This window comes from Achromobacter spanius (assembly GCF_002812705.1).
Lineage (GTDB): Bacteria > Pseudomonadota > Gammaproteobacteria > Burkholderiales > Burkholderiaceae_B > Achromobacter > Achromobacter spanius.
Genome location: NZ_CP025030.1, coordinates 3,866,991 through 3,879,044 on the forward strand (window position 1 = coordinate 3,866,991; position 12,054 = coordinate 3,879,044).

Consider the following 12,054-nt stretch of genomic DNA (forward strand, 5'->3'; position numbering starts at 1 on the left):
GTTGGGCTCCTTATTTGCCGCGGATCATGGCGACGAGGCTACGGGGCACCAGCGCCACCATCACCAGGTGCACCGCCACGAAGGCCACCAGCAACGCCATGGCGAAGAAGTGGATGCGGCGTGCGAATTCATAACCGCCCATCAGCTCGCGCAGCAGGTCGAACTGCACGGACTTCCACAGCACCAGGCCGGACAGCACCAGCACCACGATGTCGACAATCACGAACAGGTAGGCCAGCTTTTGCACCTGGTTGTAGTGGCGCAGGTCGCCGTGGGATAGCTTGCCGCGCAAGGCCGCACCCAGGTCGGCGACCACGCCGCGCGGGCTTAAAGGGAAGAATTTGCGCCAGAGCCGGCCGGTGGCCAGGTTCAGCGCCAGATACAGCAGGCCGTTGGCGAACAGCAGCCACATGGCGGCAAAATGCCATTGCAGCGCGCCGCCCAGCCAGCCGCCCAGGGTGATGCCGTTGGGAAAGGTGAAATCAAAGAACGGGGCGGCGTTATAAATGCGCCAGCCGCTCATCACCATGATCACCACCGCCAGCGCGTTCAGCCAGTGCACAATGCGCAGCCAGCCGGGGTGGATGACGCCGGGGGGCCGGGCGGCGGCGGGGGGAATGTGACTGGCGGGGCTTGCCATCATGGCGGGTCTCCGGGGCGGGGTGCTGTCGTTGGAGCCATTCTTCCCCGGGGCCGATATCGAAGTCCTCACGCAAACTTAAAAAAATTGTGATAACTCGCCGCCCGCGGATTGGCGACAATGGCGGTATTCCCCTTGCCCGAGCCCCCCCATGGACACGCCCCGCCGCGTTTTGATAGTTGAAGACGACGCCCACATCGCCGAATTGCTGCGCCTGCATCTGCGCGACGAGGGCTATGAGGTGGAACACGCGGCCGACGGCAACGAGGGCATGCGCCGGCTGGAAGAGGGCAGTTGGGACGCGCTGGTGCTGGACCTGATGCTGCCCGGCATCGACGGCCTGGAAATCTGCAAGCGCGCGCGGGCCATGGCGCGCTACACGCCCATCATCATCACCAGCGCGCGGTCCAGTGAGGTGCACCGCATTCTGGGCCTGGAATTGGGCGCGGACGACTATCTGGCCAAGCCGTTTTCCATGCTGGAACTGGTGGCGCGGGTGCGGGCGCTGCTGCGCCGTAGCAACGCCATTGAGCGCAATGCGCGCATTGATGCCGGCAGCCTGGCCGTGCATGGCGTGTCCATCGACCCTATTGCGCGCACGGTGGATGTGGATGATCGCCGGCTGGACCTGACGCCGCGCGAATTCGATCTGCTGCATTTCTTTGCCCGCCATCCCGACAAGGTGTTTTCCAGGATGGACCTGCTGAACCACGTTTGGGGCTATCAGCACGAAGGCTATGAGCACACGGTCAACACGCATATCAACCGGCTGCGCACGAAGATCGAGGCCGATCCGTCCGACCCCCGCCGCATCCTGACCGTATGGGGCAGGGGCTATAAATTCGCCGCCGGTCCGGGCGCTGCCGGAGGCTCGACATGAAACGATTCACCTTGACCCAACGCCTGTCCGCCGTCTTTGCGCTGCTGTTGCTGGCCTGCTGCGGCGCGTCGGCCTGGTTGCAGATCGCCGCCAATTCACGCTACGAGCAGGAAGTGGTGCAGCGCCTGTCCAGCGGGCTGGCGCAGCATATTGCGGGCAGCACCGAGCTGATGGACGCCAACGGCTGGAAGCCCGATGCGGTGCGCTCGCTGTTCGACATGCTGATGGCGGTGAACCCCGCCGTGGAGGTCTATCTGCTGAACAACGATGGCCGCATCGTGGGCGATGCCGCGCCGGCCGGGCAGATCAAGCGGCGCCAGGTGGACTTGGCCCCGGTCAAGCGCCTGCTGGCGGGCGGCATGCTGCCCATTGTGGGCGACGACCCGCGCAGCGAGGATGCCCAGAAGGTGTTCAGCGCCGCGCCCGTGCGCGTGGGAACGTCGGACGCGGGCTATGTGTACGTGGTGCTGCAAGGGCAGGCGCATGATGCGCTGGCGATGTCGGTGTCGCGCAGTTCGGTGTTGCGCACCACGCTGTGGTCGATTGCCTTGGTGGCCTTGCTGGGGCTGGTGGCGGGCTTGACGGCGTTTGCGCTCATTACGCGGCCGCTGCGTGCCTTGACGCGGGCAGTCAGCGCGTTTGAAGGCGATGACGGCAAGGCGCTGGCCGCCTTGGCCCGGCCGGGCGACGCCACGGACCAGAGCTTGAATGAAATCTCGGTACTGCGTCGCAGCTTCGTGCAGATGGGCGGACGCATCTCGGACCAATGGCGCGAGCTGACGCGGCAAGACCAGCAGCGCCGCGACCTGGTCGCCAATATTTCGCACGACCTGCGCACGCCGCTGACGTCCCTGCATGGCTACCTGGAAACGCTGCGCCTGAAAGACGAAACGCTGGACGCCAGCGAGCGCCGCCGGTATCTGGACATTGCGCTGGCGCAAAGCCGCAAGGTGGGACGTTTGGCGCAAGAACTCTTTGAACTGGCGCGCCTGGAGTCGGGCTTGGTGCGGCTGGAACCGGAAACGTTTTCCCTGCCGGAACTGGTGCAGGACGTGATGCAGAAGTTTGAGCTGGCCGCCGAAGCCCGACAGCAGGAACTGACGACCGACATTCCCCAGGCCTTGCCCCTGGTGCGGGCCGACTTGGGCCTGATCGAGCGCGTGCTGACGAACCTGCTGGACAACGCCATTCGCCATAGCCCACCGGGCAGCCGGATTGACTTGCAGTTGGGCGTGGCGCAGAACCGCGTGCAGGTGCAGGTGAGCGATACGGGCAAGGGCATTCCGCCTGAACTGCGCAACGGTTTGTTCACGCGCGCCTCGGCGTTGAACCGAGGGCCGCGTGATGGCGGCGGGCTGGGTCTGGTGATTGTGCAGCGCATTCTGCAACTGCATCAAAGCGAGATCCGGCTGGTGGAACGGCCGGAACCGGGGGCGGTGTTTCAGTTTGATTTGTCGGCGGCGCGGTAGGCGAAGCTGGCCGCCGCCGACGGGTTTTATTTGCTTAAGCCACTTGAGCCACGTAGGCCACTTAGGCTAATTACGCCGCCGTCGGCATCTGTCCGTGCAGCAGATAGTCCATCAATTCGCGCACCGACCTCATGGCGCTGCCGAACGGCAGCTTGGACGCGCCCCGGAAGAACAGGCCACGGCTGACTTCACCACGTAGCGCCGCAGCCAGCTTCAAGTCGATGCAAAACTGCCCAAAGCGCGACAGGCCATCGCGCAGCCCGCATTGCGTCAGGCAGTCCATGCGCTGGCTGCAACGGCGCGGGTCGCAGCGCGTGCCGGCTTGCAGGGTGGCTTCCTGGCGCAGATAGCGCGTCAGCCACGGCGTGGCGACCGCGCGCGCGGGCAGGCCGGCCACGCTGGTGAATTCGGCCAGTTGGGCCGGGTCCGCATCCATCAGCACGCGCTTGAAGTTTTCATGGGCATCGCCTTCCCGGGTGACGGCGAACGCGGTGCCCACCTGCACGCCATCGGCGCCGTGGGCAAGCCAATGTCGCACTTGATCATGGCTGCCTACGCCGCCCGCCACGATCAGCTTGGGGGCGTCGCTGCCCAATTGCAGTTCATCGAACAGCGCATGGCAGTCGGCCAGCACGCGCTGGAAATCAAAGCGTTCGTCATGAATGTCGGTGATGCGCGCGGCGCCCAGATGGCCGCCCGCATGGCCGGGGTGTTCGATCACCACGGCGTCGGCCAGCCGGCCTTTTTTCATCCATTTCTTCAACACGACGGCCACGCCGCGCGCTTCGGACAAGATCGGTACCAACGCCACCTTGGGAAAGTCCGCCGTCATCTCGGGCAGGTCCATCGGCAGCCCCGCGCCCATCACAATGGCCTGCGCGCCGCTTTCGCAGGCTTGCCGCACCAGCGCGGGGTGGCCGCGCACGGCTTTCATGACGTTCACCGCCACCAGGCCCCGGCCTTGCGCCGTGTCCAGCGCGGCGCGCACTTCGCGGTCCAGGGCAAGCAGGTTGACGCTGTCGATCAGGTCGCGGTCATTGCACTTGTCGGTTCTTTCAAGCAGGTCGGGATGGTGGTGGCGCAAATCAATGCTGGCAATGGTGCCCACCGCGTTCTGGCTGGCCACGGCGCCCGCCAGCCGATGCGCCGACACGCCGACGCCCATGCCGCCCTGCACGATGGGCAGCAGCTCTCGGCCGCCCAGTTTGAGTGATTTGAACCACGTCATGTTGAAGCCTTTCCTCTGGTCAAGTGGACAGAGGCTAGAGCAAGGCATGACGGGTTGCCTTGCGCGGGATCAAGCGGCGGGGTGATGGGGCGCAGCGACGCAGCGACGCAGCGACTAAGGGGCGCGACGGGCGCGGCGGATGTGGCGGGCGCTGCCGGGGCGCCGCGCGTGACGAGCGCCGCGGGCCTTAGCCCACGCGGCCGGTCAGGCGCCGGGCTGCGTTTAGCACATGGCTCAGATGGTCGGGGTTGTAGCGGTGCACGGGCGCGGTCAGCGTCACGGCGGCGGCGAGGCCACCCGACAGCAAAAATACCGGCGCCGATATGCCCGCCACTTCGTTCAGGCGGTCGCCCATGGCGGCAAAGTAGCCGTCCTGGCGGATGCGCGTGTAAAGCGCTTGTTCGGGGCCGGGCGCCTTGCCCAGGATGTCATCGAAAGCCGTCAGCACGCGCCCACCGCTGCCGCGTTCCAGCGGCAGCAGGTCGCCCGCGCGGATATGGTCGCGCACCGGGTTGGGCGAGTCCACGCGGTACAGGCACAGGCGCGCGTCGCCCTGGCGCACGTGATAGGCGGCGCTTTCGCCGGTGGCGGCGACCAGGTCGCGCAACACCGGCACCACCACATGCTCAAGGGAAAACGAAGCGGAATAAATGCCGTGCAGGCGTGCAATTTCCGGGCCCAGCGCGTAGCGGCCGTCATCCAGCCGTTGGATCCATTGCGCGTGTTCAAGCGAAGCCAGCAGGCGCAGCACCGTGCTCTTGTACAGGCGCGTGCGTTCGGCCAATTCCCCCAGCGACAGGGTGCGGTCGTTGGGCGTGAACACGGCCATCAGGCTCATCGCGCGATCGACCGCGGCAACGCCACCGGCGGCGGCATCGGCGTCGGCAACAGATTCGGTGGCAGCTTTACGCGGCATGGTGGGTCCGCGTGGTGACGGCCAGGGCGCAGGCAATGCGAACGAGCAAGGGAAGGGCGATCGGCATATTCCATCCTTTAGAACGGCAGGCGCCGCCATTGTAGGCACAGCTTCGCGCCGCGCCGGTATTCGCGCTTGACAGCGAATTTCGCTTCGTCTTTAATTCTATAAGAAAGAACACAGTTCTAATAGATAGAATATAAGGAGACGCAGTCATGGCGGATATCGCGCCCAACCCGGGGCAGGTACTGATCAGCGAAGTGGGCCCGCGCGACGGCTTGCAGTCGGTGTCGTCCACCATGCCCACGCAGGGCAAATTCCGCTGGATCGACGCGCTGGTGGCGGCCGGCGTGCGCGAGATCGAGGTGGCGTCGTTCGTGCCGGCTCGCCTGTTGCCGCAGATGGCGGACGCGGCCGAGGTCGTGGCCTACGCCGCGCGCATCCCGGGTTTGACGGTGGTGGCGCTGGTGCCCAATCTGCGGGGGGCCGAGGCCGCACTGCGGGCAGGCGTGCACAAGCTGACCATGCCGGTATCCGCCAGCCCCGCGCATTCCCTGGCCAACGTCCGCAAGACCCCGGAAGACATGGTGGAGCAGGTGCGCGCCATTGCCACGCTGCGCGACGAACTTGCGCCCCACGTGAAGCTTGAAGCCGGCATTTCCACCGCGTTCGGCTGCACGCTGCAAGGCCTGGTGCCGGAGGACGACGTGATTCGGCTGGCGTTGATGTGCGTGGAGGCAGGCGCGGATGAATCGGGCTTGTCGGACACGGTCGGCCACGCCAACCCGGCGCAGGTGCGTCGCTTGTTCCGGCGCCTGCGCGCGGAATTGGGCGCAAAGGCCGGCGCCGCGCACATGCACAACACGCGCGGCCTGGGCCTGGCCAATTGCCTGGCCGCCTGGGACGAAGGGGTCCGCACGTTCGACAGTTCGCTGGGTGGCTTGGGCGGCTGCCCGTATGCGCCGGGTGCGTCGGGCAATGTCGTGACCGAAGACCTGGTCTTCATGTTTGAAGCCATGGGCGTGCGTACCGGCATCGACCTGGAAAAAATCGTCGCGGCGCGTCAGCCGCTAGCCGCCGGCCTGCCGGGCGAACCGCTGTACGGCATGACGCCGGACGCCGGCTTGCCCTTGGGCTTTGTCCAGGCCCGCTAGCGGCATCCGCTTCCCCCTTATTGCCACCAAGGTGCATCCCACATGACTAGCAGTGCAACGTCCCGCCTTCCGTATGAAGGCATCCGCGTCGTCGAGTTCACCCACATGGTGATGGGGCCGACATGCGGCATGCTGCTCGCGGACCTGGGCGCGGAAGTGATCAAGGTCGAACCCATAGGCGGCGACACCACCCGCCGCCTGCTGGGCTCCGGCGCGGGCTTCTTTCCCATGTTCAACCGCAACAAGAAAAGCATTGCGCTGGACCTGAAGCAGCCCGAAGGCGTGGAAGCCGCCTTGCGCCTGATCGACACGGCCGACGTCGTCAGTGAGAACTTCAAGGCCGGCGTGATGCAGAAGCTGGGCCTGGACTACGCCACCTTGAAGGCGCGCAACCCCCGGCTGATCTACGTCAGCCACAAAGGCTTTCTGCCTGGCCCGTACGACAATCGCACCGCCTTGGATGAGGTCGTGCAGATGATGGGCGGCCTGGCCTATATGACCGGCCGGGCGGGCGACCCGCTGCGCGCGGGGTCCAGCGTGAACGACATCATGGGCGGCATGTTCGGCGCGATGGGCACCATGGCCGCGCTGGCCCAGCGCGAACACACGGGCGTGGGCGCCGAGGTGCAAGCCTCGCTGTTCGAGAACAACGTGTTTCTGGTTGGGCAGCACATGATGCAGTACGCAGTGACCGGCCGCGCGCCCGCGCCGATGCCCACCCGCATATCCGCGTGGGCGGTGTACGACGTGTTCACCGTCAAGCATGGCGAGCAGATTTTCCTGGCGGTGGTCAGCGACAAGCAGTGGGACATTTTCTGCCGCGCCTTCGGCCTTGAAGAATGGCTGTCGGACCCGCGCCTTGCCACCAACAACGATCGGGTCCGCGCGCGAGATTGGCTTATGCCGCTGCTGCGTTCGCATCTGGCGGGACATAGCGCGGCGGAACTGGCCGCGCGCTTCGAAGCAGAAGGCTTGCCCTTCGCGCCCATCACCCGGCCCGAGCAACTGTTCGATGACCCGCATCTGAAAGCCACCGGCGGGCTGGCGCCGATCACGCTGCCGGATGGCACTGACAGCTTCGTGCCGCTGACCCCGTTGACGCTGGACGGGCGGCAACCCCCCATCCGTTTGCAGCCCCCGGCTGTGGGCGAACACACCGACGCGCTCTTGCGGGCGGTCGGCTATCGCGACGATGAGATCGCGGCCTTGAAAGCAAGGCGCATAACAGAAGGAGACACACCATCATGATCGCTTTGACCCGACGCTCGTTCCTGGGCGCAACCCTGTGCGCGGCGGCCTTGCCGTTGCGCCTGCATGCCGCATCCGCGTATCCCGACGGCCGGCCCATCCGGCTGATCGTGCCCTACACGCCGGGCGGCGGCACCGATTCGGTGGCGCGCGCCATCGCCGCCAAGATCACGGGGGCGGCAGGGTGGTCGGTAGTGGTGGAAAACCGCCCCGGCGCGGGCGGCAACATTGGCATGGACCAAGTGGCCAAGACCCGGCCCGACGGCTTCATGCTGGGCATGGGCCAAACCGCCAATCTGGCAATCAACCCCGCGCTGATGCCCAAGATGCCGTTCGATGCCGGCAAGGATTTCGCGGCGGTCGCCATGATTGCGTCGCTGCCCGTGGTGCTGGTGGTGAAGGCCAACGCGCGATGGAACACGCTGGCCGACCTGGTCAAAGAAGCGCGCGCGCAGCCCGGCGCCATCAAGCAGGCGCTTGCCGGTTCGGGCACGGTGGGCCACCTGGCGGGCGAGCTGCTGGCGTATCAGGCCAAGTTCCAGGTGCTGAATGTGCCGTACCGGGGCGCGGCGCCCGCGTTGAACGACCTGCTGGGCGAGAACACCGACTACATGTTCGCCACGCCGCAGGCCGCGCAGGAAATGCTGAAAGGAAAAGTGCTGCGCCCCTTGGCTGTCAGCGCTCGCGAGCGCCTGTCCATCCTGCCGGATGTGCCGACCGTGGCGGAATCCGGATTCGACGGTTTCGAGGCCTTGGACTGGAAGGCGCTGGTGGCGCCCGCCGGCACCCCGCCCGAGGTGATCGAGACGGTCAACAGCGTGGTGCAAAAGGTGCTGGCGGACCCGGCCACCATCGCCATGTTCACGGCGGAAGGCAGCAAGGCGATGGGCGGTTCGCCCCAAGTGGCGCAGCAATACATTCTGGACGAACAAAAGAAATGGGCGGCGCTGATCCGCGAAGCCGGCATCCAGACGGCGGCTTGAACCCGTTGGTGGGGCAAGTGATGAGCGACCCCGCCATGCATGGCGCGGCAAGGCGCGCGGCATCGTTCCATGCCGGCAGCACGGTCACCAATGTGGCAATACGCCCCGATGGCGGCTCCGTCGTGATGACGGAATCCGCAACCGGGGCGATTCTGGAAGCGCCGTTGCCAGCGTAGCGCGATCAGGCCATCAGCTTCACAATCGCCGGCACCGACAGCACGGCCGTGTAGTAACCCATGAACTGCACGCCCGTGTTGAAGCCGAAGCGGCGCGACAGCAGGCCGCCGAAGAGGCCCATCGTCAGAATGACCAGCAGGCCCAGAAACTGGCCTTCCCAGATGCTGATGACGATGATCAGGCCCACGAAGGTGGCGATGATGGCTTCGTGGCTGACGCGGCGCGACACGAACAGGGCGGCGCGGCGCGCGAAGTTCATGGCGAAGGGGTAAGACACCAGCGCCGCCAGCAGCACGGCCAGCATGCCGTAGCCCAGGAATTCCCAGTGGTTCAGCAGGTTGTGCAGGTTATGCGTCTGGCCGGTGGCGGCGTCCACCGTGAAGCGCGGCGGCGCGTTGAACAGCGGCGCGGCGGGGCCGGCGGCCACGGGGCTGAGCGGCAGGCCGAATGCGATCAGCGGAATCAGCGCCTCGGCAATGTAGGTGGCTTCGGTGACGCCGTTGCGCGCAGACAGCACCGTCGTCAGGCGATGGTACGCATGCTTGATGCGCGAACCCACCAGCTCGCCCAGCACCACGGTCATGGCGACGGGGCTGAACACGAAGGTGGCGCTGGAGATGGCGGCGGTGGCCAGCGTCCAGCGGGTCTGCACGCGGTCCATGACCTTGAGCGGGTTGGGGAAATAGCCCGACCAGCCCTTGACGTCGGGCGCCAGCGAGAACGTGCGGACCTTGTCGCGCATCATTGTCTTGCGCCCCACGGGCGACACCACGGTGAACAGATCCGCGATCAACGGGCCGATGGCGATGCCCAGGAAGTAGCTGATGCTGAGCTTGACGCCGTACTTGGCGGTCAGGCTTTGCAGGGCAATGATCACCACCACAAAGGGCACCAGCAGCGCGACCGCCGACCAGCGCCCGGCCGAGAAGTACGCGATGAGCACCGCGGCGGCCAGAAAGATCCAGGGCGCGGATTTGGTGATCGCCGCGCCAAACGGCGCCAGCAATACGGCGAACAGCACGGCCAGCGGCACCGCCACGAAGGCGGCCACGATGGCGCCGGACACCATCTTGCGCAAGGCAATGTGCGGCACGCCCAGTTTGCGCAGCATGTTCGCGTCTTGCAGCAGCGGCGTGGCCAGGGTGTCGCCCGGTATCCCCAGTAGCGCCGTGGGTACCGCGTGCGTCATGTGCTTGGCGACGGCGCCGGCCAGGAAGAAGGTGAAGACGCCGGCGGGCGGTACGCCCAGCAGCACCACCAGCAGGGTTAGCGGCGCAAGCGTGGTGGTTTCGTCGGTGCCGGACACCAGGCCGATGGCGGCAAACACCACCGCGCCCAGCAGGCCCATGGCGGCGGCCACCATGATTTGTTCAAGCAGGATGGGGTCGCTCATGCCAGCGCCTCCTTGGATGCGCCTTGCGGCAGGTCGGCGGACTGCGTTGTTGCGGCCTGCGGCTTCGGCGGCGCCTCGGCGAACAGCTCGTACAGGCCCAGTTCCTTCAGCTCACGCACCACGGGTTCGGGCAGGTCGGCCAGCGAACCCAGGCCGCCCGGCTGCTCGGCCAGTTCGGCCAGCACTTCGGCTCGCCAGGCGGGGTCATGCGTGGAGGTGTGCTCGACCACTTCGCGCTTGGGCGGGAACAGGCGCGCGCAGAGGATGCCCGCGATCACGCAGCCGGCAAGGCCGGCCAGCATGGCGTAGGCGTGCGCCAGTTCCGGCGACGCCACCACGCCGCGCAGCCAGCGGCTGGCGGCGAAGAAGCCGGTCACGCTGATGGCGATGCCGATGCCGATGGCCCACGCCAGTTGGCGCAGGTCCACCGTGTCGTTCCACACTTCTGCCAGGCGCCAGGACGGCGCTGGGGATTTTGGTTCCATGTCTCTCTCCGTTGTGGTGGGGCGATGCGGCCGTGCCTTGGCCGCATCGCCTCTGTTCTTATGTGGCCGGGGGCCAGGGCTTATTTCTTGGCGCGCAGTTCCTCCAGCAAGGCCAGCGCGCGGTCGGTGCGTACGTCTTTTTCTTCGGCCATGCGCTTGGCGACCGTATCGATCTCGGCGCCCACGGCGCCCGCCACCAGCGCGATGTTGCGCGCATGCAGGGCCATGTGGCCGCGTTGGATGCCTTCGGTAGCCAGGGCGCGCAGCGCGCCCAGATTCTGCGCCAAGCCCACGGCCACCGCCACTTCGCCCAGCTCTTGGGCCGAGCGCACGTCCATGATCTTCAGGGCCAGCCGCGCCAGCGGATGCGTCTTGGTGGCGCCGCCCACCAGGCCCACGGGCATGGGCATTTCGATGGTGCCCACCAAGGCGCCCGACGTGTCTTTTTCCCAGGTGGTCAGCGACGTGTAGCGGCCCGAGCGCGCGGCGTAGGCGTGCGCGCCGGCTTCCACCGCGCGCCAATCGTTGCCGGTGGCGACGATGACGGGGTCGATGCCGTTCATGATGCCCTTGTTGTGCGTGGCGGCGCGGTACGGGTCGACGGCGGCGAAGGTGTAGGCGTCCAGCACGCCTTCGATGATGTCGGCGCCGCTGCGTTCCTTGGTGTCCAGCACTTGCGGCGTCAGGCGCACGCGGGCGCGCGCCAGGCGCAGGTCGGCCAGGTTGGACAGGATGCGCAGGCGCACCGAGCCGCCGGTGATTTCTTCCACCAGCGGCGCCACCGCTTCGGCCATGGTGTTGACGGTGTTGGCGCCCATGGCGTCGCGCACGTCCACGATCAGGTGCAGCACGATCATCGGGCCGCGCGGCGTGTCGGCGAACACATGCACGTCGATGTCCTGGCAGCCGCCGCCCAGCTCGATCAGCACCTTGTCGCGGCTGTTGGCCAGCGTCAGGATGCGTTCGCGTTCGCGCAGCAGCGCCAGCCGCGCGCCATGCGGGTCGGTCAGGCCCAGCACCTGCACCTGCGCGCGCATCAGGGGGCGCGTGCTTGACGTTTCAAAGCCGCCGCATTCGCGCGCCAGCTTGGCCATGTAGGACGCCGCCGCCACCACCGACGGCTCTTCCACCGCCATCGGCACCAGCACGTCGCGGCCATTGACCTGGAAGTTGCCCGCCACGCCCAGCGGCAGTTCGAAGGCGCCGATAACGTTTTCGATCATGCCGTCGGCGCGGTCCAGTCCCAGCGCGCCGGGCTGGGCCAGCAATTGTTGTTCATCGGGGGTCAGCGTGGCGGCCTGGGCAATGGCGGCCAGGCGTTGTGCGGGGGTCAGCGCGCGGAAGTTGGGTAGGCGTGAATCGGCCACGATGGCAGGTCTCCGTATCGTTATTGAGTGGCCTGATTCTAGGTAAACTGTACCGCTATTGAGAGGTACAGTTTTGCCAAACAGTACCATCGCACTGCACCAATTTTGGCGGGC

The 12,054-nt window shown here is 66.6% G+C and carries 12 protein-coding genes; 6 read left to right on the forward strand and 6 right to left on the reverse strand.

The features are described 5' to 3' along the window. Positions 1 to 10: 10 nt before the first annotated feature. Positions 11 to 643, reverse strand: a complete 633-nt coding sequence (locus CVS48_RS17555; RefSeq protein WP_100855543.1) for a cytochrome b/b6 domain-containing protein — start codon at positions 641 to 643, stop codon at positions 11 to 13. Between the two features lie 148 nt (positions 644 to 791). Between CVS48_RS17555 and CVS48_RS17560 the strand changes: the two genes are divergently transcribed. After that, positions 792 to 1,520, forward strand: coding sequence for a response regulator transcription factor (locus CVS48_RS17560; RefSeq protein ID WP_100855544.1), 729 nt, complete (start codon positions 792 to 794; stop codon positions 1,518 to 1,520). Then, positions 1,517 to 2,989, forward strand: a complete 1,473-nt coding sequence (locus CVS48_RS17565) for a sensor histidine kinase (protein ID WP_100855545.1) — start codon at positions 1,517 to 1,519, stop codon at positions 2,987 to 2,989. Before CVS48_RS17560 ends, CVS48_RS17565 begins: the two co-directional genes overlap by 4 nt. Before the next feature lie 70 nt (positions 2,990 to 3,059). Here the strand turns inward: CVS48_RS17565 and CVS48_RS17570 are convergent, their stop codons facing one another. Together CVS48_RS17570 and CVS48_RS17575 are read right to left on the reverse strand one after the other, a co-directional pair. Next, positions 3,060 to 4,217, reverse strand: coding sequence for an NAD(P)H-dependent flavin oxidoreductase (locus CVS48_RS17570; RefSeq protein WP_100855546.1), 1,158 nt, complete (start codon positions 4,215 to 4,217; stop codon positions 3,060 to 3,062). Positions 4,218 to 4,404: 187 nt separating this feature from the next. Next, entirely contained in the window at positions 4,405 to 5,133 is a 729-nt protein-coding gene (locus tag CVS48_RS17575; RefSeq protein WP_100855547.1) for an IclR family transcriptional regulator, read from the reverse strand. Positions 5,134 to 5,348: 215 nt separating this feature from the next. Here CVS48_RS17575 and CVS48_RS17580 point away from each other — a divergent pair, with 215 nt between their 5' ends. Genes CVS48_RS17580 through CVS48_RS29500 form a run of 4 tightly spaced genes read left to right on the forward strand, consistent with a single transcriptional unit; the run spans position 5,349 to position 8,694 of the window. Further along, a complete protein-coding gene (locus CVS48_RS17580; RefSeq protein ID WP_100855548.1) occupies positions 5,349 to 6,287 on the forward strand; it encodes a hydroxymethylglutaryl-CoA lyase in 939 nt (312 codons plus the stop codon). A 42-nt stretch (positions 6,288 to 6,329) separates the two neighbouring features. Continuing rightward, the gene (locus CVS48_RS17585; RefSeq protein ID WP_100855549.1) at positions 6,330 to 7,535 is read left to right on the forward strand and encodes a CaiB/BaiF CoA transferase family protein; all 1,206 of its coding nucleotides are present in this window, start codon (positions 6,330 to 6,332) and stop codon (positions 7,533 to 7,535) included. After that, positions 7,532 to 8,518 carry a Bug family tripartite tricarboxylate transporter substrate binding protein gene (locus CVS48_RS17590; RefSeq protein WP_100855550.1) on the forward strand — a complete coding sequence of 329 codons (987 nt, stop codon included), beginning with the start codon at positions 7,532 to 7,534 and terminating at the stop codon, positions 8,516 to 8,518. Before CVS48_RS17585 ends, CVS48_RS17590 begins: the two co-directional genes overlap by 4 nt. Positions 8,519 to 8,538: 20 nt before the next feature. Then, positions 8,539 to 8,694: a hypothetical protein gene (locus tag CVS48_RS29500; RefSeq protein WP_175121076.1), complete on the forward strand. Its 156-nt coding sequence runs from the start codon at positions 8,539 to 8,541 to the stop codon at positions 8,692 to 8,694. 5 nt (positions 8,695 to 8,699) lie between these two features. On the opposite strand, the gene CVS48_RS17600 is transcribed toward CVS48_RS29500, so the two are convergent. The 3 genes from CVS48_RS17600 to CVS48_RS17610 form a co-directional block, all read right to left on the reverse strand. Then, on the reverse strand, positions 8,700 to 10,088 hold the full coding sequence (locus CVS48_RS17600; protein ID WP_100855551.1) for a tripartite tricarboxylate transporter permease: 1,389 nt from the start codon (positions 10,086 to 10,088) through the stop codon (positions 8,700 to 8,702). Next, positions 10,085 to 10,573, reverse strand: a complete 489-nt coding sequence (locus CVS48_RS17605; protein WP_100855552.1) for a hypothetical protein — start codon at positions 10,571 to 10,573, stop codon at positions 10,085 to 10,087. Before CVS48_RS17605 ends, CVS48_RS17600 begins: the two co-directional genes overlap by 4 nt. An 80-nt stretch (positions 10,574 to 10,653) precedes the next feature. Further along, positions 10,654 to 11,943 carry a hydroxymethylglutaryl-CoA reductase, degradative gene (locus CVS48_RS17610; RefSeq protein WP_100857715.1) on the reverse strand — a complete coding sequence of 430 codons (1,290 nt, stop codon included), beginning with the start codon at positions 11,941 to 11,943 and terminating at the stop codon, positions 10,654 to 10,656. Positions 11,944 to 12,054: the final 111 nt, after the last annotated feature.